This window comes from Amycolatopsis sp. NBC_01286 (assembly GCF_035982555.1).
Classification (GTDB): Bacteria; Actinomycetota; Actinomycetes; order Mycobacteriales; family Pseudonocardiaceae; genus Amycolatopsis.
Map to the genome: position 1 here is coordinate 9,097,044 of NZ_CP108428.1, position 26,522 is coordinate 9,123,565.

Annotated in this window: 29 protein-coding genes; 14 read left to right on the plus strand and 15 right to left on the minus strand. The window is 73.7% G+C overall.

Annotation, left to right across the window (positions count from 1 at the left end):
• Positions 1 to 132 precede the first annotated feature (132 nt).
• Positions 133 to 1,032, plus strand: coding sequence for a hypothetical protein (locus OG570_RS41620; protein WP_326948437.1), 900 nt, complete (start codon positions 133 to 135; stop codon positions 1,030 to 1,032).
• Here OG570_RS41620 and OG570_RS41625 read toward each other — a convergent pair.
• A complete protein-coding gene (locus OG570_RS41625; RefSeq protein ID WP_326948436.1) occupies positions 992 to 1,672 on the minus strand; it encodes a response regulator transcription factor in 681 nt (226 codons plus the stop codon). The two genes, OG570_RS41620 and OG570_RS41625, sit on opposite strands and share 41 nt — an antisense overlap.
• 91 nt (positions 1,673 to 1,763) lie before the next feature.
• On the opposite strand from OG570_RS41625, the gene OG570_RS41630 reads away from it, so the two are divergent.
• The 4 genes from OG570_RS41630 to OG570_RS41645 all read left to right on the plus strand — a co-directional run bounded on the left by OG570_RS41630 (position 1,764) and on the right by OG570_RS41645 (position 4,098).
• Entirely contained in the window at positions 1,764 to 2,438 is a 675-nt protein-coding gene (locus OG570_RS41630; RefSeq protein ID WP_326954257.1) for a BON domain-containing protein, read from the plus strand.
• A gap of 35 nt (positions 2,439 to 2,473) precedes the next feature.
• Positions 2,474 to 3,325 carry a slipin family protein gene (locus OG570_RS41635; RefSeq protein WP_326954258.1) on the plus strand — a complete coding sequence of 284 codons (852 nt, stop codon included), beginning with the start codon at positions 2,474 to 2,476 and terminating at the stop codon, positions 3,323 to 3,325.
• Positions 3,326 to 3,460: 135 nt separating this feature from the next.
• Positions 3,461 to 3,961 carry a GNAT family N-acetyltransferase gene (locus tag OG570_RS41640; RefSeq protein WP_326954259.1) on the plus strand — a complete coding sequence of 167 codons (501 nt, stop codon included), beginning with the start codon at positions 3,461 to 3,463 and terminating at the stop codon, positions 3,959 to 3,961.
• The gene (locus OG570_RS41645) at positions 3,958 to 4,098 is read left to right on the plus strand and encodes a hypothetical protein (RefSeq protein ID WP_326948432.1); all 141 of its coding nucleotides are present in this window, start codon (positions 3,958 to 3,960) and stop codon (positions 4,096 to 4,098) included. The genes OG570_RS41640 and OG570_RS41645 overlap by 4 nt, the downstream gene beginning before the upstream one ends.
• 4 nt (positions 4,099 to 4,102) lie before the next feature.
• On the opposite strand, the gene OG570_RS41650 is transcribed toward OG570_RS41645, so the two are convergent.
• The gene (locus OG570_RS41650) at positions 4,103 to 4,279 is read right to left on the minus strand and encodes a hypothetical protein (RefSeq protein WP_326948431.1); all 177 of its coding nucleotides are present in this window, start codon (positions 4,277 to 4,279) and stop codon (positions 4,103 to 4,105) included.
• An 18-nt stretch (positions 4,280 to 4,297) separates the two neighbouring features.
• Between OG570_RS41650 and OG570_RS41655 the strand changes: the two genes are divergently transcribed.
• Positions 4,298 to 4,942 (plus strand): hypothetical protein, encoded by a 645-nt coding sequence (locus tag OG570_RS41655; RefSeq protein ID WP_326948430.1) that lies wholly within the window; start codon positions 4,298 to 4,300, stop codon positions 4,940 to 4,942.
• Between the two features lie 78 nt (positions 4,943 to 5,020).
• Here the strand turns inward: OG570_RS41655 and OG570_RS41660 are convergent, their stop codons facing one another.
• From OG570_RS41660 to OG570_RS41675, 4 genes are all read right to left on the minus strand, one after another.
• On the minus strand, positions 5,021 to 5,677 hold the full coding sequence (locus OG570_RS41660; RefSeq protein ID WP_326948429.1) for a phosphoribosyltransferase: 657 nt from the start codon (positions 5,675 to 5,677) through the stop codon (positions 5,021 to 5,023).
• Between the two features lie 355 nt (positions 5,678 to 6,032).
• Positions 6,033 to 6,779 carry a GAF and ANTAR domain-containing protein gene (locus OG570_RS41665; RefSeq protein ID WP_326948428.1) on the minus strand — a complete coding sequence of 249 codons (747 nt, stop codon included), beginning with the start codon at positions 6,777 to 6,779 and terminating at the stop codon, positions 6,033 to 6,035.
• 42 nt (positions 6,780 to 6,821) lie between these two features.
• Positions 6,822 to 7,547, minus strand: coding sequence for a GAF and ANTAR domain-containing protein (locus OG570_RS41670; RefSeq protein WP_326954260.1), 726 nt, complete (start codon positions 7,545 to 7,547; stop codon positions 6,822 to 6,824).
• Positions 7,548 to 7,619: 72 nt separating this feature from the next.
• Entirely contained in the window at positions 7,620 to 8,243 is a 624-nt protein-coding gene (locus OG570_RS41675; protein WP_326948426.1) for a hypothetical protein, read from the minus strand.
• 398 nt (positions 8,244 to 8,641) lie between these two features.
• Between OG570_RS41675 and OG570_RS41680 the strand changes: the two genes are divergently transcribed.
• A complete protein-coding gene (locus tag OG570_RS41680) occupies positions 8,642 to 8,974 on the plus strand; it encodes a hypothetical protein (RefSeq protein WP_326954261.1) in 333 nt (110 codons plus the stop codon).
• Between the two features lie 140 nt (positions 8,975 to 9,114).
• Complete coding sequence (locus OG570_RS41685; protein WP_442788226.1) at positions 9,115 to 9,357, plus strand: hypothetical protein; 243 nt, start codon at positions 9,115 to 9,117, stop codon at positions 9,355 to 9,357.
• Between the two features lie 17 nt (positions 9,358 to 9,374).
• Here OG570_RS41685 and OG570_RS41690 read toward each other — a convergent pair whose 3' ends face one another.
• Positions 9,375 to 9,878, minus strand: a complete 504-nt coding sequence (locus tag OG570_RS41690; protein WP_326954262.1) for an STAS domain-containing protein — start codon at positions 9,876 to 9,878, stop codon at positions 9,375 to 9,377.
• 439 nt (positions 9,879 to 10,317) lie between these two features.
• Here OG570_RS41690 and OG570_RS41695 point away from each other — a divergent pair, with 439 nt between their 5' ends.
• Entirely contained in the window at positions 10,318 to 10,584 is a 267-nt protein-coding gene (locus tag OG570_RS41695; protein WP_326954263.1) for a hypothetical protein, read from the plus strand.
• A gap of 34 nt (positions 10,585 to 10,618) precedes the next feature.
• Here OG570_RS41695 and OG570_RS41700 read toward each other — a convergent pair whose 3' ends face one another.
• Positions 10,619 to 11,773 carry a carboxylate-amine ligase gene (locus OG570_RS41700; RefSeq protein WP_326954264.1) on the minus strand — a complete coding sequence of 385 codons (1,155 nt, stop codon included), beginning with the start codon at positions 11,771 to 11,773 and terminating at the stop codon, positions 10,619 to 10,621.
• A gap of 47 nt (positions 11,774 to 11,820) precedes the next feature.
• Between OG570_RS41700 and OG570_RS41705 the strand changes: the two genes are divergently transcribed.
• Positions 11,821 to 12,021, plus strand: a complete 201-nt coding sequence (locus OG570_RS41705) for a CDGSH iron-sulfur domain-containing protein (protein WP_326954265.1) — start codon at positions 11,821 to 11,823, stop codon at positions 12,019 to 12,021.
• A 5-nt stretch (positions 12,022 to 12,026) separates the two neighbouring features.
• Here OG570_RS41705 and OG570_RS41710 read toward each other — a convergent pair whose 3' ends face one another.
• From OG570_RS41710 to OG570_RS41735, 6 genes are all read right to left on the minus strand, one after another.
• Positions 12,027 to 13,022 (minus strand): iron-containing redox enzyme family protein, encoded by a 996-nt coding sequence (locus OG570_RS41710; RefSeq protein ID WP_326954266.1) that lies wholly within the window; start codon positions 13,020 to 13,022, stop codon positions 12,027 to 12,029.
• Between the two features lie 341 nt (positions 13,023 to 13,363).
• Positions 13,364 to 15,106: an ABC transporter ATP-binding protein gene (locus OG570_RS41715; protein ID WP_326954267.1), complete on the minus strand. Its 1,743-nt coding sequence runs from the start codon at positions 15,104 to 15,106 to the stop codon at positions 13,364 to 13,366.
• Positions 15,103 to 16,785, minus strand: a complete 1,683-nt coding sequence (locus tag OG570_RS41720; RefSeq protein WP_326954268.1) for an ABC transporter substrate-binding protein — start codon at positions 16,783 to 16,785, stop codon at positions 15,103 to 15,105. The genes OG570_RS41715 and OG570_RS41720 overlap by 4 nt, the downstream gene beginning before the upstream one ends.
• Before the next feature lie 18 nt (positions 16,786 to 16,803).
• Positions 16,804 to 17,799, minus strand: a complete 996-nt coding sequence (locus tag OG570_RS41725; RefSeq protein WP_326948411.1) for an ABC transporter permease — start codon at positions 17,797 to 17,799, stop codon at positions 16,804 to 16,806.
• Entirely contained in the window at positions 17,799 to 18,740 is a 942-nt protein-coding gene (locus OG570_RS41730; RefSeq protein WP_442788227.1) for an ABC transporter permease, read from the minus strand. The genes OG570_RS41725 and OG570_RS41730 overlap by 1 nt, the downstream gene beginning before the upstream one ends.
• 285 nt (positions 18,741 to 19,025) lie before the next feature.
• On the minus strand, positions 19,026 to 21,686 hold the full coding sequence (locus OG570_RS41735; RefSeq protein ID WP_326954269.1) for a LuxR C-terminal-related transcriptional regulator: 2,661 nt from the start codon (positions 21,684 to 21,686) through the stop codon (positions 19,026 to 19,028).
• Between the two features lie 290 nt (positions 21,687 to 21,976).
• Between OG570_RS41735 and OG570_RS41740 the strand changes: the two genes are divergently transcribed.
• On the plus strand, positions 21,977 to 22,924 hold the full coding sequence (locus OG570_RS41740; RefSeq protein WP_326954270.1) for a collagenase: 948 nt from the start codon (positions 21,977 to 21,979) through the stop codon (positions 22,922 to 22,924).
• A 94-nt stretch (positions 22,925 to 23,018) separates the two neighbouring features.
• On the plus strand, positions 23,019 to 23,420 hold the full coding sequence (locus OG570_RS41745; RefSeq protein WP_326948408.1) for an ATP-binding protein: 402 nt from the start codon (positions 23,019 to 23,021) through the stop codon (positions 23,418 to 23,420).
• Positions 23,421 to 23,459: 39 nt separating this feature from the next.
• Here the strand turns inward: OG570_RS41745 and OG570_RS41750 are convergent, their stop codons facing one another.
• Positions 23,460 to 24,602, minus strand: a complete 1,143-nt coding sequence (locus tag OG570_RS41750) for an acyl-CoA dehydrogenase family protein (protein WP_326948407.1) — start codon at positions 24,600 to 24,602, stop codon at positions 23,460 to 23,462.
• Positions 24,603 to 24,765: 163 nt separating this feature from the next.
• On the opposite strand from OG570_RS41750, the gene OG570_RS41755 reads away from it, so the two are divergent.
• Both OG570_RS41755 and OG570_RS41760 read left to right on the plus strand, forming a co-directional pair.
• Entirely contained in the window at positions 24,766 to 25,875 is a 1,110-nt protein-coding gene (locus tag OG570_RS41755) for an LLM class flavin-dependent oxidoreductase (RefSeq protein ID WP_326954271.1), read from the plus strand.
• Entirely contained in the window at positions 25,872 to 26,522 is a 651-nt protein-coding gene (locus OG570_RS41760; protein WP_326954272.1) for an alpha/beta hydrolase, read from the plus strand. The genes OG570_RS41755 and OG570_RS41760 overlap by 4 nt, the downstream gene beginning before the upstream one ends.

Here is a 26,522-nt window from a genome sequence, read left to right on the forward strand (position 1 = left end):
GGGATCCGGCCGAACCGCAACCGACGACCTTCGCCCGGCCGCCGGAGGCCGTTCGGCACTTGGCCCGCCCCCGGCCGTGGCGGACGGTGTGCGGGAAGCGTCATCCCGGGTACCCACAGTTCGGAGCCGTCCATGAAGACCGGTGTCATGCCCGTCGGGCACCTCAGCGCCAGCCAGGTGCGATCCGTCCTGCTCTCGGCGACGGCTCCCCCGCCGCTGCGGAACTCCCGGCCCTGGCGGTTCCAGTGCACCCCGGACTCCATCGAGCTGTACGCGAACCCGCTCACCGGCAACGACAGCGACCAGCGCGAACGGCTCCTGGACTGCGGCGCGGCCCTGCTGAACCTCCGGCTGGCGATCAAGGCGCAGGGCAGCCACGCCGACGTGCGGCTGTTCCCCACCGCCGGCCGGCCCGAGCTGCTCGCCATCGTGCGGCCGCACGGGTACGAGACGATCTCCCCGCACGACGAGGAGCTCGTGACGGCCATCGCCGACCGGCACAGCAACCGCCGTCCGTTCACCGCCGCCGTCGTGCCGTCATCGGTGCAGCGGCAGCTGCGCCGCGGCGCCGAGATGGAACGCGCGTGGCTGGCCACCGTCACCGCCGACCAGGTGCCGCAGCTGCGCGAGATCATGCGCCGCTCGGAGCTCCCGCCGGCGGCACCCGGGCCCGGCAGCGGCACGGACCTCGACGTCGAACCCGAGCGGCTGGTCGTGGTCATCGGCTCGCTGCACGACACCGCGCTCGCCCGGCTCCAGGCCGGCCAGGCCATGCAGCGGGTGCTGCTGACGGCCACCGCCGCCGGGATCTCGGCGTCGCTCTCCTCCCAGCCGATGGCGGCGCCGGCGACCCGGCGCGAACTGCGGCAGCTGATCGGCGGCGGGCTCTGGCCCCAGATCATGCTGCGCCTCGGCCACGGCACCGCCGTGCCGGTGTCCGCGCAGGCGCTGCTCGAAGACGTCGTGATCAGCGACGAGCACCCGTTCGCCGCTAGCCGCCCGGACGGCGCTGCCCGCCGTGGAGCCCGGTGACGAGCACCGCGGCCTGGGACCGCCGCTCCAGCCCCAGTTTCGCCAGCAGCCGGGACACGTAGTTCTTGACGGTCTTCTCCGCCAGGAACATCCGCTCGGCGATCTGCCGGTTGGTCAGGCTCTCCCCGAGCAGGTCCAGCAGGACGAGCTCCTGCTCGCTCAACCCGGCCAGCGGGCCCGGTTTCCCGGTCGTGGCCCGCAGTTCGGCGACGAGCGCGGCGACCGCCCGGCCGTCCAGCAGCGTCTCGCCCGACCCGACCCGGCGGATGGCGTCGACCAGCTGCAGCCCCTTCACGTCCTTGATCACGTACCCCTCGGCCCCGGCGAGGACCGCGTCGACCATGGAATCCGCGTCGGTGAAGGAAGTCAGCATCAGGCACCGCAGGCCGGGCAGCGCCGTGCGCAGGTCCCGGCAGAGCTCGACGCCGTTGCCGTCGGGCAGCCGGACGTCGAGCACCGCCACGTCCGGGCGCAGCGCGGGGATCCTGGCCAGTGCTTCGGCGACGGAAGAAGCTTGCCCGACGACGGTGAGGTCCGGTTCGTCGTCGACGAGCTCGGCGACGCCGCGCCGCACGAGCTCGTGGTCGTCGACCAGGAAGACGGTGATGACGGGCCGGTCGTGCCGAGTGCGGTCATCCACCGCCCCAGGCTACGCCCGCGCGCCGAACGACCCCGGAAGAAAGGGTCCCGCGACTCTAGGCCGCGCGCCGCGCGGGGGAAACGCTGGAGCTATGACACAGATCCAGTACCGGCCTGATCACCAGCTCAAGACCGCGGTGACCGATGAGCTCGCCTGGACCCCCAGCGTCAACGCCGAAGAGATCGGCGTGGCCGTCACCGACGGCGTCGCGACCCTCTCGGGACACGTCGGCACGTACCCGGAGAAGGAAGAGGCCCTGCGCGCGGCCACCCGCGTCCACGGCGTGACCACGACCGCGGACAAGATCCTGGTGCGCCACGGCACGGACATCCCGGAGGACGCGGACCTCGCCCGGGAGGCCATGATCGTGTTCGATCGCCGCACCGTCGTCGTGCCGAAGGACTCGGTGCAGGTCGAGGTGCGCGACCAGGTCATCACCCTGCGCGGCTCGGTCGACTGGCAGTACCAGCGTGAAGCCGCCCGCCGCGCGGTCTCCTCGCTCCCCGGGATCAGCGGGGTGCGGAACCTGATCACCCTGAAGGCGTCGACGTCGATCTCGCCGGCCGACATCAAGCTGAAGATCACCGCGGCGCTGGCCCGGCACGCGCCGGGCTTCGCGCAGCACGTCGAGGTCGGCATCGACGACGGCCAGGTCACCCTGACCGGCGAGGTGCTCACCCCCGCCGAACGCCGGTCGGCCGAGCAGACCGCCTGGTTCGCCCCCGGCGTCACGTCGGTCGACAACCAGGTGAAGCTCTCGGGCTGAACCACCCGCCGCACAGCAGTCGACTCTGGAGCACCATGAACGTTCTCGTGATCGCCGTCATCGTCGTCATCGTCGTGCTGATACTGCTGGCCTCCTCGGTGCGGATCGTCAAGCAGTACGAACAGGGCGTCCTGTTCCGGCTCGGCCGGGTGCTGGGCGTGCGCGAACCGGGGCTGCGGCTGATCATCCCGGTCATCGACGTCCTGCGTCGCGTGCCGTTGCGGATCATCACCATGCCGATCCAGTCCCAGGGCATCATCACGCGGGACAACGTGAGCGTGGACGTGTCCGCCGTCGCCTACTTCCGGGTGCGGGACGCGGTGAAGTCCGTCGTCGCGATCGAGAACGTCTACGCCGCGATCGACCAGATCGCCCAGACGACGCTGCGGAAGGTCGTCGGCCGGCACACGCTGGACGAGACCCTGTCCGAGACCGACAGCATCAACGTCGACATCCGGAGCATCCTGGACGTCACCACGCTCGACTGGGGCGTGGAGGTGACTTTGGTGGAGCTGAAGGACATCCAGCTGCCGGACACGATGAAACGGGCCATGGCCCGGCAGGCCGAAGCGGAACGCGAGAAGCGCGCCAAGATCATCAGCGCCGAAGGCGAGTCCCAGGCCGCGGCGGCCCTCGGCGAGGCGTCGGACACGATGATGGCGCACCCGCTCGCGCTGCAGCTGCGCAACCTGCAGAGCCTGGTGGAGATCGGCGTGGACAAGAACACGACCGTCGTCTTCCCCGCTCCGCTGATGAGCACCATCGGTGAGCTCGGGGCCTTCCTGGCCCGCGAAACCGCCGCCGCGAGCCGGCCGAACCCGGCCGTCACCGCCGCGATCGTGCCGCCCCCGGCCGCCGTGAACGGCGCACGGGCCGACGGGAACTGATCGCGGCCGGCCCCCGGACTCCGCAGTGTTCTGTGCGAAAAGGACAGGGCACTGTGGACCCGGGCCATTCCGACCGATCCGCACACAGGGCCGGGAAGCCGAGCGGTACCTCGGGCCGGCCCGAGAGGAGACGCCATGACCACCGCGACCCCACCGGCGCGCGCCCTGCTCCCCGACGGCGAGATCGCCTGGGTGCGCAAGCTGGAAGCCGCCGACACCGCGGCCGTCCTCGCGCTGCGGGCCCGGCTCGCCGACCGCGACCGGCACCTCCGGTTCTTCGGTCTCGGCGAGACCGGGCTGACCGACCTCGCGGCGCAACTGTCCCGCAACGCCGGGGTCGGGCACACCGCGATGGGCTGCTTCCTGCACTCCCGGCTGGCCGGCGTCGCCCGCTACGACATCCTGGCCGACTCCGCCGAGGCGGCGGTCGTCCTGGTCGTCGACGGCGGCGCGCGGGCGCTCGGGGTGGCGACCCTGCTGCTCGAACAGCTCGTCGTCGCGGCGGAGCACGAAGGCGTCCGCGCCCTCGTCGTCGACGTCGGCGCGGAGAACGCGAAGCTGCTCGGCGTCTTCGCGGCCCTGGGCATCCCGTGCCGGCCCGGCGCCGACGCTTCACGGCCGGGAGCCCCGGCGTGAAGCCGGGCCCGCCGGTGGCCGCGGCGCACCGCGACGACGACACCGCCGAGACGTCACCGTCCGACGTCGCGGCCGTGCAGCGCTGGGAAGTCGAAGGCGGCCGGATCCCCGCCAAGGAGGAGCCGGCCGACGCGTAGCCCGTCAGTCGGTCTTGGGGGCCTCCGGAGTGGCCTCAGGGCCGTCGAGGCGTGCGTGCAGTCGTTCGCGGATCTCGTCCGGGGTGTAGGCGCGCCGCCGGCGCTCCTGCCGGGCGACGACCACTCCGGTCGCGGCCACTCCGACGAGCCCGGCCAGGCCCACTGTCTTCCACCAGCGCATCGGCCTAGGCTACTGCCCGTGCCGGGCACCGAGCTGGATCTCGACGAAGCAGTAGCCGTGACACGCACCGGCGACCTGTGGTTGTTCCGCGGGCGGTCGGCGGCCGACCGCACCATCCGCGTGGTCACCAACAGCCCGGTCAACCACGTCGGCATGGCCGTGGTGATCGAGGACCTGCCGCCGCTGATGTGGCACGCGGAGCTGGGCCGGTCGCTGCCCGACGTCTGGTCGGGCACGCACCAGCGGGGTGCCCAGCTGCACGACCTGAGCCGGGCGGTGCAGGTGTGGGCGGAGAAGTACCACCAGCGGGTCTGGCTGCGCCAGCTCGTCCACCCGGTCACCGCGGAGATGGAGGACGCGGCCCTGCGCACGGTCGCCCGCCTCGACGGCACGCCGTTCCCCTCGACGGCGCGCCTCGCGTCCCGCTGGCTGGGCGGCCGGGTGCCGTCCTGGAAGCGGGAGGGCCGGGAGCCGCGGGAGGTCGACCTCGAGTCGGGGTACTGCGCGGAGATCGTCGCGGTCACGTACGAGGCGATGGGCCTGCTGCCCAAGGGCCGCCGCCCCAACTGGTACGACCCGGGCCGCTTCTGGAGCGGCGACCACCTGGAACTCGACGACGGCGCCGAACTGGGCGACGAGATCGCGGTCCGCCTCCCGGGCTGACCGATGGACTTGTCGCGGAACCTCTTTCGGCAGACACGGCTCGCGGCGCGCCTCCCGGACCGACCGTCCCTTGTGGACTCAGCGTGGGACTTCCGTCGGCAGCCGCGGTTCGCGGTGCAGCAGTTCCAGCGCCTCCGTCTCGGCCACCGCGCCGAACTTCCGGTAGCTGTTGCGCACCGCGTGCACCCACGTCGGCGTCCGGAGGCAGACCACCTGGTCCACCTCGCGGGCGAGCCGGTCGAGGACGCGGGCCGGGGCGACCGGGACGGCCAGCACGATGCGGCCGGCCTGGCGGGCGCGCAGGACGCGGATCGCCGTGTGGGCGGTCGTGCCGGTGGCGGCGCCGTCGTCGGCGAGGACGACCGTGCGGCCGGCGATCGGGGCCGGGGCCACGGTGTGGCGGTAGACGGCGACCTGCCGGGCCAGCTCGGACCGCGCGCCGCCGGCCAGGCGGGTCAGCTCGTCGGCGGTGACGTCGAACCGTTTGATGGCTTCGTGGTCCGAGACGAGCAGGCCGCCCTCGCCGACCGCGCCGAGCGTGGTCGCCGGCGGGCCGTCGTACTCGATCCGGCGCGTCAGCAGGATGTCCAGGGGCACGCCGAGGACGTCGGCGATCTCGCCGCCGACCACCAGCCCGCCCGCGGACAGGCCGAGGACCACGGCCGGGTGCCCGCGCAGCGGGCGCAGCCGCAGGGCCAGTCGTTCGCCGGCTTCCCGGCGATCACGGAACCGCATGGCCACTCCCGTCGAAGGCTGGTCCCAGCATCACCCGGCGGGCCCCGGCGCACGAGGGCCGTTGGTCACCGGGGCGCGCCGCGTTCGGCACCCGGCGGACCGCGACGCGGGGCGAGGACCGGTGGTGCCGTGTAGCGTGGGTGGCGTCCGAGAGCACCTCGTGCGCGAGTGGTCGAGCCCGTGCCGTCCTCGGCTCCCAGCCCCGGCCGGCGAACCGGCCCGGAAGGTTCCACAATGGACAGTCACAGCCCCGACGAGCCCGTCCGGCCGGGCGCGCTCGTCAAACCCCAGGACGAGCGGTACGGCGGCCTGTTCCTCGAACCGCCGTCGCCGCCGCCCGGTGACGAGGAGCCGATCAGCGACGATGATCCGCCTTCGCCGGGGCCAGCACGAGCCGCGGGTCGAGGTCGTGGTCGGCCAAAGCCCGGGCGACGTCGCTGAGCCGGCGGTTGTTGCGGCGGGCGTAACCGCGCAGGGCCGCGAACGCCGCGTCCATGCTCAGCTGCCCGCTGATGGCGAGCACCCCTTTCGCCTGCTCGATGATCACCCGGCTGTTCAACGCCGTCTGCAGCTGCTCGGACAGGATCTCGCCCTGGCGCAGGGCGCGTTCGTGCAGGATGCCGATGGTCGCGGTGTCGGCCATCCCCTGCGCCAGCGCCACGTCGTCCGCCGACAGCTCACCCGGCCGGGGCCCGAAGAGGTTCAGCGCCCCGATCGTCTGCTTGCGCAGCCGCAGGGGCAGCGCGTGCACGGACGCGAAGCCCTCCCGGGCCGCCTCTGCCGCGAACCGCGGCCAGCGCGCCGCCTGCGCGGCGATGTCGGCCACCAGCACCGGTGCGCTGCCGGTGAAGCAGTCGACGCACGGTCCTTCGTCGATGTTGAGCTGGAACAGTTCGAGCAGGCGCGCCTGCTCGGTGGACGACGCGAGCACCTGCAGGCCACCACGCTCGTCCACGAGCGTCAGCCCCGCGGCCGTGATGTCGAGCAGCTCCACGCATTCCACCACCATCGTGTGCAGCAGATCCGCGACGTCGTAGTCGTCGACCAGCGTGTCGGCCAGCGCGACGAACGCCCGGATCACCTGCCGTTCACGGTCGGGCATCTCCACCATCTCCTCGTAAGCCGGCGGTCACCAGGGTGCTCCTCACCGGAACTCCCCGTCCAATCCCAGCCGCCCGGTCACGACGTCGGCGGCGACGTCGAGCAGGGGCCGGCCGTGCCCGAACGCGTAGGACCGCAGCCGGGCCAGCGCCGCGGAAGCGGACAGGTCGAAGTACGCGATGAGCATGCCGGTGGCCTGGTGCACCTCCCGGTAGCGCATCCCCGCCCCCGCCATCCACCGGCCGTCCCCGTCGAGCCAGCGGTCGCCACCGGCCTGCAGCCCCGACAAGGCGAGCGCGGCGACGTCGGCGACCTGCAGGGCCGTCGACAGTTCGCCGGGCAGCAGGGAACCCGGGGTCGTGCGGTAGGTGTCGAGGGTCGCCACCCGGACGGCCCCGATCTGCACCGGGAAGGTGAACAGCGCGGCCACCGGGTGCGTGCCGGCCTCGGCGGCGAACGTCGGCCACGCGGGCGGCAGCCCGGCCGCGAGATCCGGCACCAGGACCGGCCCGCCGACGGCGTACGCCTCGAAACACGGCCCCTCGCCGAGGGAGAACTGCAGTTCCGCCAACGCGGCGCTCACGGCGTCACTGGCGTAGACGACTTCCCGGTGCCCGGCGTCGACGGTCACCGACACGGCGGCGCCGTCCACCGGCAGCAGCCGCACGCAGGCCCGGCACACCCGGCCGACGACGTCGACCCCGGAACCGCTGCCGTGCTCCCGCAACGCGGCCAGCACCCCGGCGCGCAGCACCTCGACCTCAGCCACCGCGCACCCCCCGCGGCGCGCCGTCCGGGTGCGGCATGGCGTCCTTTCCGTGTGTGAGTCCACTGAGGACGGTCAGCTCCGGGTGGTCAGGTAGGGGCCGGGATCGCCGCCGGCGCGGGCGCCGCTGTCGAGCCAGCGGCGGAAGCCGCGGCCGTCACGGCGTTCGATCTCGTCGAGGAACTCCTGCCGCCGTTGCACGACCAGGCGGCGCGCCGGCTCGTCGGTGGCCAGGACCAGCTGGTAGTAACTGCGCCGCCAGGCCACGCACAGCTCCTCCGTGCCCATGTCGGCGACCAGCGTCGACGACGCGGGGAGCGTGACCGCCGCGAGGACGTCGTGCGGGTTCGCCACCGGCGTCGCGCGCGCCCGCGGCCGGTGGTGGTTCCCGGCCCACAGCCCGGAGACGGCGAACAGGAGCAGCGCGGCCGTCGTGAGGCCGCCGCCGAACGCGGCGAGCAGCCCGGCGATCACCAGGCAGACCGTGACGAACGTGGCCGCGGCGGCCACGCCGAGCGGCAGGTCGGGCCCGTGCATCCCGATCTGGCGGCCGCGCCGCAACCGGGGCGCGCCGACCGCGACGAGGATCCCGGCGCCGAGACCCACCAGGCTCCAGCCGATCAGGGCGTCCGCCGAGGTGTGCGCCGCGCCGATCACGGCCAGGACGCAGACCGGGACGAGCAGGACCACCCCTGCCACGCGTGCCACCATGGTGCGCCTCGCCGTCCGGGTCGGACGCGGGCCGGCGGGCCCGCGCCGCGGAAACCACGATGCCGGGGTCCGGGGCGTCGACCTCACTATAGCCCCGGGAGCAGCGGGAAACGGGCCGAGCGGCCCGCGCCGCGACCGGACCGCGTTGTCCCGGACCCGGCCGCCGACCCCGGCAGCCGGCCGGCCGAAAGCCCGGCCGGGCAACAAAAGCCCGCCGGCCCGCCCTGCGACGGCCGGCCAGGACGGCGACAGCCCCGGGCAGCGAACCACTCGGCTGGCCGAACCCCGCCGGCGCCGGCGCCCCTACGCTGGGAAGAACCGCGCCCCGGACCCCGGCGACCGATGACGGTGCGCCGCTCGCGCACCGGGAGTGAAAGCGGGCACCGGTGGACGACGAGCAGACCGATCCGCACCCGGCGGGGAGCGGGCACCTGGCCTGGCCCACACGTCACGGCGGTGGCTACCCGCTCGGCTGGCACGTCCGCTACCGGTTCCGCGGCCGCGTGGGCCGCGCGCGGTCCGCCTCGTGCGCGACACCGGTGTGGCACGAGCGGCTCGGGACCGTCGCCGGGCACAGCCTCCGCGACGAGCACACCAGCACCACCTGGGTGCCGGTCCGCCCGCAGGGCTGCGCCACCGACACGCCGGTCAGCCTGGTCCGGGCCACCGACATCCTCGACGCGCGCCCGCCCGGTCCGCCCGACCGGGACCGGACCTGAGCTCCCACCCGTTCGCCAGCCCAGCCCGCCCGCGCGGAGGACTACATTGGCGGATCCGGGTGCCGGTGCACAGCCGGCGGCCCGGCACCGCCCCGGCCCCCGGCGGCCGGCACCCACGTGGCCGACCGAAGGGGCCCGCAATGACAGGAACACCGGACGCGATGACCGCGGATCCGTTCAGCCTCGACGACGGGCAACGGCGCCGGGCCACCCGCGTGGTCGCGTCGAAAGCACACGACGCCGCCGACTGCGGGCTGCTGCTCGCCGTCCTCGGCCTCAGCCCCGCCGACGGCCTCCCCGCGGTGGACGTCCCGGCGCAGGCGACGGAACCACCGCACTTCCTCGGCCGGCGGCCGCACACCGCGCAGCCGCGGAGGCGGTGAGCGGACGCCTTCGCCGGTTATCGCGGCGCCGCGATCGCCGCGGCCCGGGACGCGTGGACGACCAGGCGTTCGTGCGTCCTGGTGAGCTCCAGGGGCCGCCACGTCGCGCGGGTCGTGGAGACCAGCCGCAGGTCGGTGGCCGGCCCGGCCCGGTGGTGCGCGTCGAGCAGCACCTCCAGCCCGGTGGTGTTCAGGAACCGGACGAGGGACAGGTCCACGACGACCCGCCGCGGCGTCCGGGCGAGGGCCGCGTCGAGGGCGTGCCGGAGCATGGGCGCGGTGCTGAGGTCGATGTCGCCGGCCACGGCGACGACCAGCGTCCAGCCGGACCGCTCCACGGTGATCGCCAGGTTGTGGTAACGCGGCACCGGCGGCTCACCGCCACCGGAAGCGGTGAAGACCGCGTGGATGACACTGTGTCCGTCACGGTGGCCACGGTTTCCGGGGACCGGCGGCGACGCCGGTGCGGATTCCGGCCGCGGACGGCGGGGGCGGGGGAAGTCGAAGACGTTGAGTTTCACGATCGGAGCTCCTGACCGGCCGCGCCGGTGCTCACCGCGGCCGCCTTCGGTGGGTTCGGTGGGTTCGTCGCGAGGCGGGGACTGGGCGCTCCGGCGCTGGTACGGCTGAATCATACCCCGCGACCGGGCGCGGAAGAGTCCTTTGAGGACAGTCGACCGCGGTGGCCGACGGCCACCACCCACGGTCCGGATCGGTTCGGGGTGTCCTCTCGACGGCCCGCCGTTCCCGATCCATCGTCCGTGCCGGGGTCCGGCGGCGCCCAGGGTCACAAGTCCCCGGATCGGGAGGCGAAGGAAACCTTTTCCGGCGCGTAACCCGTTCGGGGGACTTTCGCGGCAGGTGAAACAACGCTGCCTAGACTTGCCGGACTGCCCCGGACCTCGGCTCCGCAGTCGCCCCACGCTCGCGTGGGTGGCGCCGGAAAGCGAGGAAAACGCGATGACACCAGGAATCCCGCCGACGAGCGCGGCCACCGGTCCAGGCCACCGGCCGCGGCGGCAGATCGCCTACAGCGTCGGCCGGTGGCGCGTCACCTACTCGGGTAAGGATCCGGCGTCGCCCCGCACCGGAACCCTCGCCGGCCGGCCCCGGTACCGGCCCGCCGGCACCATCGTCGTCCCGGTGATCGCCGACGACGGGCCCGCGTACGCGGTGAGCTGGATCGAACAGCGGGACATCCTCGACGTCTCCGGCCCGGCAGGCTGACCGGCGCACTGTCCCTTGTGGACAGCGTCGGCCGTCACCGGGTAACCGGGGCGTGCTCCGCGCTCCGCTCCCCCGCCGCCGGGCCGGTCACCGGTTCCGTCAGCAGGCCCGCCAGCTCGTCGACGACGGCGGTGAGACCACCGGCGGCCGCGGTCGCGCGTTGCCGGGCGGCGCCGCCGGCCAGCACCGGAGGCAGCAGCGCGTCGACCGCCAGGACGTCCCCGGTGTCCTCCAGCGCCGGGCGGACCCGGCGCAGCAGGGCCGCCAGCAGGGTGCGGGCGGGCACTGGGGACGTCCTGCCGATCGTGTCGATCCCGTGCCCGTGGATGCCGTAGCGGGCGGCCGACCACAGGGCGCCGGCGGCGAGCTGGCCGTCGACCTCCGGGGCTTCGCGGCCGTGGGAGAGGTCGTCGAGCGCGGCGCGGACCAGGCCGCGGACGAGGGCGGCCTGCAGCAGCGCGCCGTCCGGCGACGCCGCGACGTCGGCGACCCGGACCTCGACCGTCGCGTACCGCGGCGAGGGCCGGGCGGCCCAGAACGTCATGCGCTCGTCGACCAGGACACCGCAGTCGACGAGCTGGTCCAGGCACCGCTCGTAACCGGCGAAATCACCGAAGCGCGGCGGCACCCCGCCGCCGGGGAACCGGGCCTGGTCGATCGTCCGCCAGCTCGCGTACCCGGTGTCGCGGCCGTGGTGGAACGGCGAGTTCGCGGACAGCGCCAGCAACGTCGGCAGCCACGGGCGGAGGTGGTCGACCACCGCGACGGCCAGGTCGCCGCCGGGCACGCCGACGTGGACGTGACAGCCGCAGGCCTCGTAGTCGGCGAACGCTCCCTGGTAGGTCCCGGCGACGAGCCGGTACCGGTCGTCGCCGGTGGACAGCACGGGCCGCGGCCCGGCCAGGACCGGCGTGCCGACGCCGACCGCGGCCACCCCTTCCGCCGCCGCCGCGCGCGCGAGCGACGCGCGGCTCGTGACCAGCGACCGGGCCGCGTCGGCCAGGCTCGTCAGCACCGGGGTGACCGCTTCGACCTGGGACTCGTACAGCTCCGGCTTGATCCCGCCGGCGTCACCGTCCAGCCGGGCGAGCACCGCGGCCGCCGTCGGCACGGGACGCCGTGACCCCGTGCCGACGAACAGGAACTCCTCCTCGACGCCGATCGTGGTGCCCGGGCCGCGGGCGGTCATCGGGCGCCCGCCGGTTGGGCCCCGGCGCGCCGGGGTACCCGCCGCCGATGAACCACGAACCCGCCCCGGCGACCATCACGCCCTACGAAGACGGGCCGCTGCTGGTCCGCGGCGACGTCGAAATCCGGTCGCAGGACGGCGAAGTCCTGCGCCCCGGCGGCACCGTCGTCGCCCTGTGCCGGTGCGGCCGCTCGGCCGTGAAACCGTTCTGCGACGGGACGCACAAGGTGCCCAGCCGCGGAAAGTGACGGCGTCACGCCGCACCGGAGAGCGCGCGGGTGCGCAGGCTCGGGGACCCGGCCGCCCAGCGGTCCAGCAGCCGCGCCCCGAACTCGGCCTCCACCGCCAGCGCGCACGCGGCCCCGAACAGGACGTCCCCGGCGGCTTCCGGGTGTTCCGCGACGTAGCCGCCGCAAAGGTCGTGGGCCGCGATCTGCTCGTGCACCGCGTCGGCCTCGACGTGCTCGTCGAAGAAGCGGGTCGCCACCGGGTCACCGCCGAGGCGGCGCAACCCGTTGCCGTAGCGGCGGTTCGGCAGCGACGACGTCATCTCGAACGCCGCGAGGTGCCCGAGCGCGGCGCCGAGCCAGCGCCGGTTCATCCCGAACAGGGACATCAGGTTGCTCACCGCCAACGTGACGGCCGGCACGTCGTCGACGAAGTGGCCGTAGGTGTCGTCCAATCCTAGTGACCGCATGGTCGTGCGGAACAGCTCCGAATGCATGCGTTCCACGCGCCCGCCGCCGTACTCGTCGGCCTGGATCTCGACCAGCGCGGCCTTCGCCCGCCCGCTGAGGCGCGGGATGGCCCAGCTGTGCGGGTCGGCCTCCTTGAGGTGGTACACCGACCGGTGCGCGACGAACTCGCCGAACTGCGCGGCGGATGCCTTGCGCTGCAAGAACTTCGCCAACGGCGGGCCGTCGTCGGCGGCGACCAGCCGGGCCAGCGCCCGCGGGACGTCGGCGGGGTCGGTGGCGACCGGCGCGACGAGGTCGTGCAGCCCGGCCAGCCACCGTCTTTCGAGGTCTTTCCGGAGGGCGTGGAGCGCGAGCCCGCCGTCCTGGTCCGGTTCGAGGTCGTCGAAGCCGCGGTAGCCGAGCTCGTAACAGATCCACAGGGACAGCTGCAGGTCCTCGTCGTGCACGGCCGGCTGTGCGGGCCCGTGGTCGAGGTCCTCGACCGGGGCCGCGCCGCGCAGGAGGCGGACGACCTCCTCGCTGACGGGCCCCCGGGTGGCGGGCAGGCGCATCGGACCTCCAGATAGGTGCAGGAAATCTGCGGATACCCCGTGACCGCGCACCCCACGCCTCGGCGGGGGCGCCGACCTGAGCGCGACCGGGCCGGCGTGGCCGGATCGGAACCGGTCGAGCCGACAGCCTCCGGCAGGACGCGCCGGTTCACACGCCGGGCCAGGTCGCGGACGAATGGGCACGCTACGTCCGCACCCGCGCGGTCGACGGCTTCACCATCAGCCCCCACCTGGTCCCGGCCGCCCTGGACGACATCGTCGACCGGCTGGTCCCGGAATTGCCGGACCGCGGCGTGTACCGCACGGAGTACGAAGGGACGACGCTGCGGGAGCACCTGGACCTAGCGTAGCTGCCGCCAGGCTTCCCGGCGCAACCGTTGCGCGTCCGGGTCGGCCACCGGGGCCGCCGACAGCAGCCGGCGTGTGTAGGCGTGTGCGGGTGCTGTCAGGACCTCCTTGGTCGGGCCCTGCTCGACGACGTGGCCGCGGTGCATCACCGCGACGCGGTCGGCCAGCTGCTCGATCACCGCGAGGTCGTGGCTGATGAACAGGCACGCGAACCCGAACTCGTGGCGCAGCTCGCGCAGCAGGTCCAGGATGCGGGCCTGGATGGTGACGTCGAGGGCGCTCGTCGGCTCGTCGGCGACCAGCAGGTCCGGGCGCAGCGCCAGCGCCCGCGCGATGCAGGCGCGCTGGCGCTGCCCACCGGACAGCTCGTGCGGGTAACGCGAGCGCAGGGACGGCGACAGCTGGACCGCCGACAGCAGCTCGGCGACCCGTCCGTCCACTTGGGACGACGGCACCGCCTTGTGCAGCCGCAACGGCGTCGCGACGCTCTCCCCCACCGTCGTGCGCGGGTTGAGCGAGGACAGCGGGTCCTGGAACACGACGCCGATGCGCCGCCGCAACGCCTTCGCGGCCCGGCCGCGCGCCCGGGTGATGTCGACGTCGCCGATGTGGACCGCCCCGGCCGTCGGCGCGAGCAGGCCGGTGACCGCGCGGGCGACCGTGCTCTTCCCTGAACCGGACTCGCCGACCAGGCCGAGGACCTCCCCCGGCTCGACGTGCAGGCTCACGCCTTCGGCGGCGTGGACGGCCATCGCCCGGAACCGGCCGCGGTAGGTGACGGCGAGATCTTCCACGCGCAGCAACGGTTTCTCGGCCGGGACGTCCGGAACCGACGCCACCGCCGGGTGTTCGGCCGCCGCGACGTGCCCCGGCGAGATCTCGATGTCGGCCGCCAGCGCCCGCTGGAGGCCGGTCGTCGCCGCGGTGCTCAGCGAGACGACCGAGCCGAGCAGCTGGCGCGTGTAGGCCTCGGCGGGCGCGGTGAAGACCGTCCGGACGTCGCCCTGCTCGACGACGACGCCGTCGTGCATCACCACGACCCGGTCGGCGAGGTCGGCGACCACGCCCATGTCGTGCGTGATGAGCAGGATCGCCGTGCCGAGCCGGGAGCGCAGGTCCCGCAGCAGCTCGAGGATCTCGGCCTGGACGGTGACGTCCAGGGCCGTGGTCGGCTCGTCGGCGATCAGCAGCTTCGGGTCGTTGGCCACGGCCATGGCGATGACGACGCGCTGCAGCTGCCCGCCGGACAGCTCGTGCGGGTAGGAGCGGAACCGCTCGCGGGGCGCGGGCAGCCCGACCAGGCCGAACAGCTCGATCGCCCGTTCGCGGGCCGCCGCGGGGGTCAGCGGCTGGTGCGTGCGGATCGCCTCGACGAGCTGGTCGCCGATGGTGAACACCGGGTTGAGCGCGCTCATCGGCTCCTGGAACACCATGCCGACGTCGCCGCCGCGAACCTCCCGCAGCTCGGCCGGGGCCATGGCGTAGAGATCGCGCCCGGCCAGCTCCGCGCGTCCGGACACCTTCGCCGTGGGCGGGAGCAGACCGAGCAGGGACATCGCGGTGACCGTCTTGCCCGAGCCGGACTCCCCGACCACCGCGACGACCTCGCCGGCGTGGACGGCGTACCCGACCCCGCGGACGGCTTCCACGTCACCGAAACGGACGGCGACGTCGTGCAGCGACAGCAAGGCCCCGCCGGCCGGACCGACCGGCTCGGCCGGCGAGGCCGCCGTCACGAGACGATCCCGAACTTGCGGTAGTCGACGTAGGCCGGGAACTTGCCGATCTCGACGTCGCCGACGTTCGACCCGTGCAGGAACGAGTTGCGGTTGTAGAGCAACGGGACCACCGGCGAGTCGGCGAGGATCTTCTTGTCCAGCGCCGCCCACTTCTTGCCGGCCTCGGCCGGGTCGATGGTGGCCTGCGCCTCGGCGATCAGCCGGTCGACGTCGGGGTTGCTGTAGCGCGACTCGTTGTACCCGCCGTTGCCGATCTCGGTCGACTGGAACAGCGGCTGGATGTTCGCGTTGGCCGACGGGATGTCCGGCTGCCACGAGGTGAGCGTCAGGTCGTAGTCCGACAGGCCCTTGGTGTCCACTTCGGACGTGTAGGTGTCCTCGTCGAGCGGCTTGATCGTCACCTTGATGCCGGCCCGCGCCAGCGAGGCCTGGATCGCCGCGGCCTTCTCCGGGTAGCCGTTCTCGTTGTGCGTGGCGAGAACCAGGCCGTCGAGCCCGTTGGGCAGGCCCGCGTCCGCGAGCAGCTGCTTGGCCTTCGCCGGATCACCGGAGGGCGGCGCCGGGTAGAGGTCGTACTGTTCGCGGCCCTGCAGGCCGGGCGTGATCAGCGTCGTGGCGACGTCGCCGGCGAGCTGGGCGTTGCCCGCGCTGGCCACCTGGTAGGCGGCCTTGTCGACGGCGTACTGGAACGCCTGGCGCACCTTCGGGTCCACCAGCTTGCCGCGCTGGGTGTTGAGCGAAAGGTACGACAGCGCCCCGGATTCCGACGTGACGAGCCGGGCCTTGGCCGACGGGCTGCCCTGGATCTGCGCCAGCTGGGCCGGCGAGGCGAAGGACATGCCGAAGGCGTTGCGGTCCTTGCCCGTGTCGTCGATCAGGCGCTTGGAGATGACGCTGGTGTCCTGCCCGAGCTCGAAGTCGACGGTGTCGGCGTTCGCCTTGCGCGTCGGGTCGGTCGCGCGGTCCCAGTTCGGGTTGCGGACCAGCTTCGCGGACTTGCCGCGCTCGTAGCTCTGGATCTGGTACGGGCCGGACGCGATCGAGTGGTCACCGTAGTTCGCCTCGGCACCCTTGCCCTTCGGCACCGGCGAGAACGCCGGGGTGCTGGCGACCCAGTTCCAGTCGCCGTACGCGCGGGCGAGGTGGAAGACGATCGTCTTGGCGTCGGGCGTTTGGATGGAGTCCAGCTCCTTGCCGCCGTCGAACGGGCCCTTGTACGCCAGGCCCGGCGAAAGCAGGTCCTTGTGGTAGGACAGGCCGCCGGAGAACGCGGGCGCGAACGAGCGCTCGAGGCCCCACTTGACGTCCTCGGACTTGATCGGCGTGCCGTCGCTGTACTTCAGGCCGTCCTTGAGGGTGAACGTCCACGTCTTGCCGCCGTCGCTGGGGCGCCCGGTGTCGGTGGCCAGGTCCGGCACGACCGTGGTGTCCTTGCCCGGCGCGACGTCCCACGACGTCAGCCGCCGGTGGACCAGCCCGAGCGTGGTCACGACGAGGTTGGAGCTCTTCGCCGGGTCCCAGGTGATCGACGGCGCGTCGTTGAGCAGGACCAGGTCCCCGCCCGGCTTGACGGAACCGCCTTGGGTGGCGGGCGTGTCGTTGGCCCCGCACGCCGTGAGCAGCAGGACGGCGGCCGTCACCCCCGCGGCGAGCCTCAGCACGTGTCCCCGTTTCATCAATTCCCCTTCAGCACTTCAGACGAGGCGGGCTCGCGGATCGAGCGCGCCGTAGCAGAGATCGACCAGGAAGTTCAGGAAGGTGACCAGTAGCGCGGAAAACAGCGTCACGCCCAGCAGCACCGGGAGGTTGAGCGACGCGATCGCGTCGACCAGCAGCCGCCCGACCCCGGCCATGCCGAAGATCCGCTCGGTGATCACCGTGCCGGCCAGCAAAGCGCCGAGGTCGACGCCGAACACCGTCACCACGGGCAGCAGGACGTTGCGCAGCGCGTGCCGGCCCACCACCTTGCGCTCGGTGAGGCCCTTCGCCCGCGCGGTGCGGATGTAGTCCTCGCCGAGGGTCTCCAGCATCTGCCCGCGGGTCAGCCGGGCGTAGATCGCGGCGTGCAGGAACGCGAGCACCAGCCACGGCAGCACGAGGTGCCACGCCCACTGCGCGGGATCCTCGGTCAGCGGCACGTACCCGTTCTTCGGCACGACGTCGAGGGCGAACGCGAAGATCGTGATGCCGATCATCCCGGCCAGGTAGGCGGGCATGGACACCCCGGCCATCGCGGCGGCCATCGTGATCCGGTCGACGGCGGACCCGCGGCGCAGCGCCGAAAGCACGCCGAGCCCGACGCCGAGGACGATCCAGATCACGGCCGCGCCCAGCGCCACCGAGAAGCTGACCCCGATCCGGCCGCCGATCTCGCTGAGGACGTCGACGCTGTTCTGGAAGTCGTAGCCGAAACACGGTGCGGTGCAGTGGATCGCGGAGACGCCGGTGCCGAACGTGCGGCCGCCGAAGATGCCGCCGAGGAAGTCGAAGAACTGCTGGTACCACGGGCTGTTGTAGCCCATGAACTCCCGCGCCATCGCGAGGCTCTCCGGCGAGCACGGGCGGCCGCAGGCCATCCGGGCCGGGTCGGCGGGCAGGACGTAGAAGACCACGAACGTCACGAAGGCGACGACGAACAGGACCAGCAGCATCCCGGCGAACCGGGTCGCGACGAAGCGGGCGGTGCGCATCAGGCCGCGCCCCCGGACCGCGGGTCGAGCGCGTCGCGGATGGCGTCGCCGACGACGTTGAACGCCAGCGTGATCAGGAACAGCAGCAGGCCGGGGAAGACGAGGTACATCGGGTCCGTCTCGAAGAAGTCGATGGCCGTGCTGATCGTGCGGCCCCAGCTCGGGGTCGGCGGCAGCACGCCGACGCCGAGGAACGACAGCGAGGCCTCGCTGCCGATCATCGACGGGATGGACAGGCTGGCCACGACGATGATCGGCGCCCACAGGTTGGGCAGCAGCTCCTTGGTGAACACGTGCCACGGCCCGCCGCCCATCACCCGCGCCGCGGCGACGAAGTCGCGTTTGCCGAGGGTGAGGGCCTGCGACCGGACGATCCGCGCGACGCGCGGCCAGCCGAAGAGCCCGAGGACGACGACCAGCGTGAACTGCCGCGGGAAGTCGACCGGCAGCACCGCGCCGAGCGCGATCATGAAGATCAGGTACGGGAAGCCGAGGATGACGTCGGCGGTCCAGGTGACCAGCCGGTCCCACCAGCCGCCGAGGTAGCCGGCGCTGACGCCGATCACGACACCGAGCGCGGTGGCCAGCACGGTGGCGCCGAGGCCGACGAGCAGCGACGTCCGGGCGCCGTGCGCGGCGAGCGCGAAGAGGTCGACGCCGGTCAGCGGCTCGACCCCGAACCAGTGCGCACCGCTCACGCCGCCGAGCGTCCCGGCGGGCAGCCCGGTCGGCCCGAGCGTGGCGATGTCCGGGTTCAGGCTCTGCCCTTCGGCCAGCACGAACAGATCGGCCGCCGCAGCGAGCAGCACGATGAGGACGATCAGGACCGCACAGGTGGAGGTCCACCACCCGGAACGGACGGCACGCCACACCGCGGACGGCAGGGAACGCGCCGCGACGGGCGAGACACCGCTGGCGGGTGTCGGCGGAGGGTTGGCCACAGCACCTTCAAGTTCAGCCGATCGAGTGACGATCAGGGACCTTAAGGAAGTTCGCGGTGATCGCCCCACTGTCTCACGATCTGGACGGGAAGTAACCCGCACTTGCGGTGGTTTCCTGGCGTTTTGGGGGTCGATGACCAATTTTCTGTCCACTACGCGGACGTTGTCAGGCACGGGTCCTGCCTCCGCGACGCGGCCCGGGCCGCCTTGGGTGCGTCAGACGCACCGACGGCCACATTGGGGCGAATCCCGAGCCCGCACCGAAGCCGCATACAGGCATCAACGTCAGGCGTGTGCCTCGCCGAGCAACGCCCGCCGCGATCGCACTCCCGTTTTCTGCATCGCGCGGGCCACGTGGTGCTCCACCGTTCGCTGGGACAGGTGCAGCGTCTCCGCGATCGCCCGGTTCGTCAGGCCGCCCGCGGCCAGCTCGGCTATTTCGTGCTCTCGCGGGGAAAGACCGTCGTGGTAGGACGGGCGGCCTCGGTGGCGGCCCGGCGGGACCTCGGCCGCCCGCAGGCGGCCGCGGACGCGGGTGGCGTCCCACGCCGCGCCGAGGCGGGTGAACGTGTCCAACGCCGGGGCGAACCGGCCGGCGCCCTCCTGCGTCAGGGCCGCCGGGTAGGGCGCGGGCAAGCGGGCGAACAGGGCCGACGCTCGCTCGTACAGGCCACGAGCCGCCGGGTCGTTCGCGTGGTCGGCCAAGAGGGCCCGGGTCCACAGCAGTGCGGCGGCCGCCGCCGGGCTGTCGTGGCCGCGCAGGCCCTGGCCGAACTGCGCCACCGCCGCGACGGCCCGGTCGTGGTGGCCGGCGGCGAGCCACGCCTGCACGGCCGCCGGGGCCAGGCGGGCCGCCCAGACCCAGATGTCTTTCGCCGCGATCGACTCCCAGGCTTCCTCGACCGCCGTCACGGCTTCGGCCGTCCGGCCCTGGGCCAGGTCCATGCGTGCCCGCGCCGCGATCGCCGTCGCGTCGTACGGCACGAACGCGAACCCGCCGCGCGCGGGCCAAATCTCTTCGGCCTCCGCCCAGTCGCCGCGGGCGAGGGCCAGCTGGACCAGCACCAGCCGCGCGTCGGCCTGGACACCCGCGTCGGACAGGCTGCGCCGGCTCCGGTCGGCCAGCCCGTCCCAGGCGCCGCGTTCGAAGTCGAACAACAGCCCGGTGCCGCGGTCGCACTGTTCCAGGAACGGCGAACCCAGCACGGCCGAGCACTGCCGTGCCCGGTCCAGCAGCGCCCCGGCGCCGCGGAAGCGGCCCGCGAAGACCGCGGCGACGGCGGTGTTCGTCAAGCCGCGCGCCAGGTATTCGTTGTGCCGCACCTCGAACTCCGCCCGCGGCGCCCGTGGCCGGCCGGGGCACCGCCGCCCGCACGCCACATCCAGGGTGATCCGCGTCGACTCCACCGCCGCCCGCGACGTGTCGTCACCGGCCCGGGTGGCGACGTCCTCCGCGTGGGCCAGCCAGGTCTCGTGGTCGGCGCGGGCGGCGCCGGCCTGGAACGGGTTGGCGAGCGCCGTCATGGCCCGGACGAGCAGCGCCGGCCGGTCCCGCAGCTCCGCCGCGGCCCGTTCCAGCTCGGCGCGGCCCTCGGCCTGGTTGAGCTGGTTGTGCAGCAGCAGCCCGAGTTCGAGGCGGATCTCGCCGCGCACGCCCGGGGCGAGGCCCGTCTGCCCGACGATCTCCCGCAGCACGGCCACCGTGCGTGGCGACGGCAGCGTCAGCACGGCGTTGCGCGACACCCGCAAGGCCAGCCGGGCCCGCACGTCTTCGGCGATCTCGGTGGACGCGAGCACCGGCCGCACGGTGTCGATCACCGACTCGGGGTCGCCGAACGCGGCCGGGTCGCTCGCGGCGCGTTCGACCGCGCGCAGCCAGCCCCGCGGGGACGCGCCCCGGCGCCGGTGCTCGGCGACGTGCACCCACGGCACCGGCCGTCGCCGGCACAGGACGTCCGCGGCCCGCAGGTGCAGCCGCCGCCGCTGCGCCCCGCCCAGCCGCGCGCACACGGCGGCCGCGGCGAGCGGGACGGCGAAGTCGCACGAGCCACGCTCGTCTTCGGTGAGCAGCGCGGCGGCGACGGCCTCGGCGACCGCCCGCTCGCCGTCGCCGGGCGCGAGACCGGCCGCGCTGCCCAGGTCCGCGCCGCTCGCCGGGCCGCCGAGCACGGCGGACACCGCGGTCACGGCCCGGGCGTCCGGCGACAGCGCCGCCAGCCGGCCGGCCGTCAGCTGCGCCAGCCGGGCCGGGACGCCGGCCGCGTCGACGTCGGCGAGCGAGAACGGCTCCCCCGGCGCGCCGGCGTCGGCCAGCAGGTCGAGCAGGTCGGCCACCACCTGCGGGTTGCCGCCGGAGAGCCCGGCGATCCGGGCCACGACCTGGCGCGAGCAGCGCTGCGGGCCCAGCCGGTCGTGCACGGCGTCGCGGACGCGGTCGCCGTCCCAGCCGGCCAGGTGCTCGTGGCGCACCACGACGGCCGACGGCGGCGCGAGTCCCGCGCCCAGCGGCAGCGCGGGGTCCGCGAGTTCCTCCGGGCGCGCGGTGACGACCGTGACGCAGCCGCCCCGCGCGCGTTCCACCCAGTCGCGCACCAACGCCACGAACGCGGCCGGCGCGCGCTGGACGTCCTCCACCACCAGCAGCGCGGGCACCTCGCGCGCCAGCCGGTCGCGCCACTCCCGGACGTCGTCGCGCAGCGCCGGGTCGGGTGGCGGGCCGACGCCGGACGCGGACCGCACGACGAGGCTCCCGGCCGAGGTGAACGACAGGTCCAGCGACGACACCGGCGCGGCGCGCGCGAGAGCGACCAGGCCCGCGGCCCGGACGGTCTTGCCCGTGCCCGCGGCCCCGGTGACGTGCAGCAGCAGCGGCCGGGCCTGGTCCCCGGCGAGGGTCCGCCGCACGGCCTCGGCCACGAGGTCGCCCGGCGCCGTGGGCGGGCTCATCGGCGCAGCCTAGATCGGCCGCGACACCCGCGCACCGAACGAAAGGCGGGGAATTGATTGGGTATCCGTAGTTCCGCCGGCGCGCATGGTCACCGGCCGGACGGCGGTTCAGGATCGGTCCCGCAGCGTCCCGGGGCCGGCGGAAGACCCCGTCCCCCGATCCGCGACCGGGCGGCCCCGGACCTGCCGGCACGACGACGTCACCGCGATCCGTGCCCGGGTGCGGTGCCCGGTCCCCGAGCCGGGCACCGCACTCCTCTCTCGTCCCCTTCTCCTCTTGGAGCACGTCCATGAAACGCATGGCACTGGGCCTCGGCCTGAAACGCGCCGCCGTCCCCACCCTCGCCCTGTGCGCGACCCTCACGCTCGTCACGGCCCCGCCGGCGTCGAGCCTCACCGCCCGGCCCGGCGTCCCGGCCACCACCACCGCGGCCCACCCGTTCGGCCCGGCCGCCGACATCGGCACCGCGGTGACACCGGCGAAGGCCGCCGTGGACGTCCTGCCGGTGACCCGCTCCTGCACGACGTCGCTGCGGATCCGCGCCCAGGCCATGACGGCCGCCCAGCTGTCCGCGACCTGCACGAGCCTCACCGGGCAGGACGGCTACTTCCACCGGCTGGTGAGCGACAGCGGGCCGGTGGCCGGCGACCGGAACACGTCGCTGGAGGTCGACGTCTTCAACTCGCGGGCCGACTACCAGTACTACGCGCCGTCGATGTTCGGCGTCAGCACCGACAACGGCGGCGTCTACCTCGAGGGCAACCCGGCCGCGACGGGCAACCAGGCCCGGTTCGTCGCCTACCGCGACGACACGAAGCCCGCGTTCGAGATCAAGAACCTCAACCACGAGTACACCCACTACCTCGACGGCCGCTTCGACCTGTACGGCGACTACCAGGCCAACATCGCCACGCCGACGCAGTGGTGGATCGAGGGGCTGGCCGAGTACGTCGGCTACGGCTACCGCGGCGTCTTCAACAGCCAGGCCGCCACCGAAGCGCCGAGGCGGACGTACGCGCTGAGCACGGTCTTCGACAACGCGCCCGGCAACGACCAGACCCGCACGTACGTGTGGGGCTACCTGGCGGTCTGGTACATGGTCGAGAACCACCCGGCCGACGTCACGAAGCTGCTCGGCTACTACCGGACCGGCGCCTGGACGGCCGCGCGCACCTTCCTCAAGCAGACGATCGGCACCCGTTACGACACCGACTGGTACCGCTGGCTGCTGACGTGACGAACCGGTTCGGGCACGCCGGGCGAACCGGCGTGCTTGAACCGGCCGCGGAGTGGGTACCTCCCGGCGTTGCCGAACCACGAGGGGGACCCGGGTGACGTCCGACGACAGGTACGAAAGCCCACTCACCGCCCAGGCCGCGGTGCACTGCGACATGAGCCTGACCGACCGGGACGACCTGCCGCAGGCGCACCAGTGGACCCGCGCCGTGCTGGAGGGCCAGCTGCCGGGCATCGACCAGGACCGCGTCGTCGACGTGCTGCTCGTGCTGGACGAGCTCGCCTCGAACGCGCTGCTCCACGGCGCCGGCCGCCGCCGGATCGGGCTGACCGTCGACGAGGAGCACGCGCTGCTCGAGGTCGTCGACGAGAGCACCCGCCCGGCCATCCCCGACGGCGGCCTCGGGCTGCAGCTGGTCAAGTCGGTCAGCGCGGGCTGGGGCCAGCAGATCCGCGACGGCCGCAAGACCGTGTGGGCGCGGGTCGCACTGAGCTGAGCGCGCTCATGCGTTCGGGACGACGGTCACGCTGAGGGTTCAGCCCAGGATCGAGCGCCCCAGCCCGGTCAGCACCGCGTCGTCCTGCGGCGTGTGGACGCGGCTGCACAGCACGTCGCGGTAGTGCCGCTGCAACGGGTTCCCGTGCGTCAGGCCGGGGTTTCCCGCCAGCGCCACCGCCTGCTCGACCGCCTCGATGAGCAACCGGGTCGCCAGCACCTTGGCCACGCCCGCGTGGGCGATGGCGTCGGGAGCACCCTCGTCCACCCGGGCGGCCAGGCCGAAGAGGATCTCCTGCGCGCCCGCGATCCGGGCGGCGATCTCCCCCACCCCGGTCTGGAAGCGCGGCAGCGTCGACAGCGGTTTGCCCAGCCCGCTCGGGACGCGCTCGCGCAGGAACCCGGTGAGCCACTCGAGTGCGTTGCGGGCGACACCGAGGTAGAGCGCCGGGAGGGCCAACGGAAACGTGAGGACCGGCGGCCGCTGGGTGTCCGGTGTGGACAGTCCGGCCGTGGCACCGGAAGGTACCGGGACGTCCGTGAACACGACGTCGTGGCTCGCGCTCGCTCGCAGGCCCAGGTGGTCCCACGTCGGCTCGATCGTGATGCCCGGGGCGTCCGCCCGGATCAGGAAGCCGCCGACCCGCGGTTCGGGCTCGTCGGTGCGGGCCCAGACGATCATCCAGCGCAAGCCGACCGAGCCCGTCGAGTAGATCTTGCGGCCGGTCAGGCGCCAGCCGTCCGCGGTGCGGCGGGCGATCGTCGCCGGCAGGCCGCCGCGGGTGGGTGAGCCCAGTTCGGGCTCGACGCGCAGCGCGTTGATCAGGACCGGCCGCTCCGCCGACTCCGCCAGCACCTCGCGGTAGACGTCGTCGGGCCACGACGGCGCGGTCGCCTGGCCGGCGTGGACGAACAACGTCATCGCCGTGACCAGCGCGACCGACGGGTCGCCGCGGCCGAGTTCGGCCAGCAGCCTCGCCGTGTCGAGCACGCCCGCGCCCGGGCCGCCGTAACGCGGGTGCACGGTCGTCGTCAGCAATCCCGCCGCGTGCACCAGGTCGACGCCCTCGTGCGGGAACGTCGCCTCGCGGTCGTGCTCGCCGGCGCGCGCGGCCAGCCCGGCGACGATCGAGGGCAACGCGGCCAGGTCGGGCGCGGGCACGGTGGCGACGCTCGTGGTCACGAGTTCCTCCGGAGGGGTCGGGTGCGGCGAGACGATAAGCCGCCCGGCGCAGCGAAGACCAGGGGCGTCCAGCAAATGGACACCTGGAGATGCCCAATTGACAGCAGTGGTGCTCGTGCCGTTCCCTGACGCCTGCGTTTGTCTTGTGGCGAAAGGAAAGCAGATGCCCGTCGAGTTCGTCGGCATGATCGGCACCCGGGACGCGAGCGAGACCCGGCCGGCCAGGGGGCCGGTCATCGACCCGGCCTACGTCCGGCGGTTCGCCCGCGCCCACGAGGACGGCGGCTTCGACCGCGTGCTGATCGGCTACGGCGCGGGCTGGCCGGAAGGCCAGCAGGTGGCGGCCTACGCGGCCGCCCACACCGAGCGCCTCGGCCTGCTCATCGCCCACCGCCCCGGGTTCGTCGCGCCGACGCTCGCGGCGCGCGCGTTCGCCACCCTCGACCACTTCAGCGGCGGCCGCGTCGCCGTGCACACCATCACCGGCGGCAGCGACGTCGAGCAGGCCCGCGACGGCGACTACCTCGGCAAGGACGAGCGCTACGAGCGCACCGACGAGTACTTGGAGATCCTCAAGCGCTCCTGGACGTCGGGCGACGCGTTCTCCCACCACGGCAAGCACTACCGGCTCGACGACTACACCCCGCAGGTCCGGCCGCTGCAGAACCCGCGGATCCCGGTGTACTTCGGCGGCTCCTCGGAAGCGGCCTACCGGGTCGGCGGCAAGCACGCCGACGTCTTCGCGCTCTGGGGCGAGCCGCTGAAGGAGACGGCCGAGCAGATCGCCGCCGTCCGCGCCGCGGCCAAGGCCGCCGGCCGGCTCACCCTCCCCGGGATCAGCGTGTCGTTCCGCCCGATCCTCGGCCCCACCGAGGACCTCGCCTGGGAACGCGCGCAGCGGATCCTCGACACCATCACCGCCTCCGGCGCGGCGAAGGCGGCCCGTGAGTGGCGTGACGGCGGCCAGCCGACCAACGTCGGCAGCGTCCGGCTCCTGGCCGCGGCCGCGAAAGCCGACCGCCACGACCGTGCACTGTGGACACCCACGGCCACGGCGACCGGCGCCGCGGGCAACTCCACCGCCCTCGTCGGCACCCCCGAAACGGTGGCCAAGGCGCTGCTGGACTACGTCGACATCGGCGTCACCACCCTGCTGATCCGCGGGTACGACCCGCTGGACGACACGATCGACTACGGCAGGCACCTGCTGCCGCTGGTCCGTTCGGAGCTCGCCCGCCGCGGGCGGCAGCCGGCCGCGGCGGCCGCCGTATGACCCTGGCCGAAGCGATCCGCTGGGCCCCGGCCGAGGGCGTCCCGGTCCGCGGCACGGTGGTGCTGCTGCCCGGGCGGGGCGAGCACCCCGCGCACTACGCCCGGCTCGGCACGCGGCTCGCCTTCGACGGCTACCGCGTCACCGTGCCCGAAGCCGACCTCCCGGTGAAGGTGACGGCGGGCCCGGGTCCCGTCGTGCTGCTCGGCCACGACACCGGTGCGATCCGGGCCCTCGACCTCGCCGCGAAACTGCCGGTCGACGCGGTGATCGCCAGCGGGCTGCCGCTCGGCGGTTCCACCGGCTGGGACGACGAGCTGGACGCGCGGACCGCGTGCCCGGTCCACCGCGCCCTGCTCGACGCCGACGACCGGTTCGCCCGCGGCGAGCTGCACACGCCCGTTACGAGCCCGCTCGCGGAGCCCGCGGTGCCCGTCCTGATCCTGCACGGCAAAGCGGACAAGGTCGCCGGCCCCGAGGCTGCCCGGTCGTACGCGGCGAAGCTGCCGGAGAGCCGGTTCGTGCTCGTCGGCGGGGGCCGGCACGACGTGCTCAACGACGTCGACCACCGCAGCGTCGCGGCCGAGATCGTCCAGTTCCTGGAATGGCTGCGGGCCGGAACGGGCACACCGGCGCTGGTCCGGGGATGA